This window comes from Paraglaciecola mesophila KMM 241 (assembly GCF_000315015.1).
GTDB lineage: Bacteria > Pseudomonadota > Gammaproteobacteria > Enterobacterales > Alteromonadaceae > Paraglaciecola > Paraglaciecola mesophila.
In genome coordinates this window covers 1-2334 of the sequence record NZ_BAEP01000068.1, presented here as the reverse complement: position 1 = coordinate 2334, position 2334 = coordinate 1, and the positions used below count along the sequence as shown (strand labels likewise).

The 2334-nt window shown below is 40.7% G+C and carries 2 protein-coding genes and 1 pseudogene; 2 read left to right on the top strand and 1 reads right to left on the bottom strand.

Features of this window, described 5'->3' with window-relative positions; all coding sequences use genetic code 11:
- The coding region (locus tag GMES_RS16345) for a DUF3718 domain-containing protein (protein ID WP_039987668.1) at positions 1-208 on the top strand (208 nt) is incomplete at its 5' end.
- 725 nt (positions 209-933) lie between these two features.
- On the opposite strand, the gene GMES_RS16340 is transcribed toward GMES_RS16345, so the two are convergent.
- The gene (locus GMES_RS16340; RefSeq protein WP_006993857.1) at positions 934-1680 is read right to left on the bottom strand and encodes a hypothetical protein; all 747 of its coding nucleotides are present in this window, start codon (positions 1678-1680) and stop codon (positions 934-936) included.
- A 217-nt stretch (positions 1681-1897) separates the two neighbouring features.
- On the opposite strand from GMES_RS16340, the pseudogene GMES_RS16335 reads away from it, so the two are divergent.
- Positions 1898-2152, top strand: a pseudogene (locus GMES_RS16335) (phytanoyl-CoA dioxygenase family protein); the annotation flags it as partial.
- Positions 2153-2334: the final 182 nt, after the last annotated feature.

Below are 2334 nucleotides of genomic sequence, written 5' to 3'. Positions count from 1 at the left end.
TTATTCAGGCATCAGCTGCGGCGGTAACAGCTTAATACGCACTGCTATGCTAAATGACGCAGTAGAGACTGGCACACTAATGGTAAAGAAGATGCCAAAGAGCGACTTGAGTTCACCAGAGCAAGACGGTAAAACAGTTGTGGCTTGGGCATCAGAAAACGGTTTAACAAGCTCGCCTATTGTTGCGGTATTGAACGACCGTATCTAACACTAAACTTATTAAAAGTTTCAACATGGTAGGTCAGGTAGCGCTACTTGACGCCTTTAAAAACGGCCTCTTTTGAGGCCGTTTTTTTTATTTCTCTGAAAAATTCTTCATATCAGCGCTAACAAACTCTCTGTTCGAAGTTAATTATTTTTAGAGTTGGTATTAATTAATCTTAATCAATTGATAACTCGCCATTAGTGGTAATGTTAAACACAATATCGGATAGATCACCCGTGTCTCTTTATGAACGTGTATTCGCCTAAGGTCGACGTAGGGCAGAGATATTATGGCCGTTTTACTTATCGTTACATTTATCGGTGGAATAATATTCTCAGTTATTAATTTTTATCGCGGTCTATGGCCACTTGCATCTATCGGCTCCATGATTTCACCTAGGGTCGCATGAGGGCGAGGGAATGACGGAATAGTACTTTGCGCGTTGAACGCTAAACGTTTTGAAACAGCAATAAACCAATAGCGGGGGCGATGTTCAAGTGAGACTGATTGTTCGCTATATCACATGGGGCGTGAAGTACTTCAATGGAATCATACAATCAAGTTTGCTCAAGAGAGCCTAAACAAGCCCTATGGTTGATTGACGATATCTAGGAAGTGGAAATCAATTGGGCTGTTTTAGTAGACTATAGTCAGACAAAGTCCCCTAGCGCGGGGTTGATTTATGCAGTAAATATTTTACAAGGTTTGCTTAGCCAAGTACCAAGCACTTAATGAGGGTTAAAAGAACACATCTCGGGATCACAAAAAATATTACCTGTTGGGTATGCTCTGAAACGATCAACTACCCAGTATTGCGAGCCGTAATATCCACTTGACGTATGGAAATCAACTCGGCCCTCCCCCCCAAGCCCGTTTTTTAATTCCATTCCAAAGTCATATATCATCACAGTTAAGGACGTATAAGAACCTGAGCTGGTTTTTCGAATACTATTTTCATGAGCAGTCATTACAATCCTTTCAACTTCGTCAATGTTATTTACACCCCCTGCGCTTGATTTCTCAGTGGGCTGATTCAAGTTAGCGTCCAAACCATTTAGAACTAAAGTCAACTTTTCAAATTTATCCTGCTTTCGCAATAATTCGGGCATGTCCATCTGCATGTAATCAGCAAACAATTCCTGATTCTTTGCAAAAATTGACTCAATTTGAAGGATTAAAGAATCTGGAACGCTTAAACCACTTAACTGTAAATCTCTTGCTTTAACATATGCAGGATGTGTCTGGATGTCGATAAAGTCTGGAAGTACACTCGAAGCATTATCAGTTGCATACGCGCCACTAAATTTAAAGTAATCCTTGGGCGTCATTCCCAAGTAAGTTGCAAAGTCATTAAAATTGTATGCTCGCGAAACAACACGCTCTTCTTTAATTTCCTGCGAGGCGATCGCTGCACAAACCACAGGGCTCGTCGCTAGAATAAGGGTCGATAAAATAATTGATTTGAATATCTTCATAGCATTCCTTTGGTATAAACAATTAGTTAAGCGGTAAAAATTACCACCTTCTGATTTTTAATCTTAAAACTTGAGATTGCAAATAATTTTATAAATCTCAGAGCTAGACCTCTATCGCATAGGCTTGTACCTTTTATATTCCTCCATAAGTAATTGAAGGCTCGCGTCAGTACGATTAGCTAGGCTTTCGCGAACTTGCTAGATGTCTTGGCATTGTGGCTTTCATAAGCGTTCGTCTGTGCTGAATGTAAAAGGCGCTGGTATTCACAGTGAAGCCGTGGTGTATGATGAAAAATTAATTGAACAACGCTCCCATTCTCTAGGCTACGCCATTGAGGCGCGCAAAGCACAATACCCAGATGAAACCCCTTACCAGTATCAGCCACTTGCTAACAGCAAAATAGATTTCAGCTGGCAGACCGATACCTTGGGTAAGCTTAAAGATTACAACCTACTTGATTTAAGTATCTAATTTGCCGGATGTAGCAGTGACCTTGCTATAATTTAGATGACGAGCATAAGCATATTCATGCTCGTCGCTTTTTATCGCCATGCCCTTCTTGAGCCATCGCGCACGGTTATTTTCTCCCTACTATTTACGCACAGATCTTTGTTCGTTGTACTTTGTTCAGTCTTTTCTTCCGTCCTTTAACC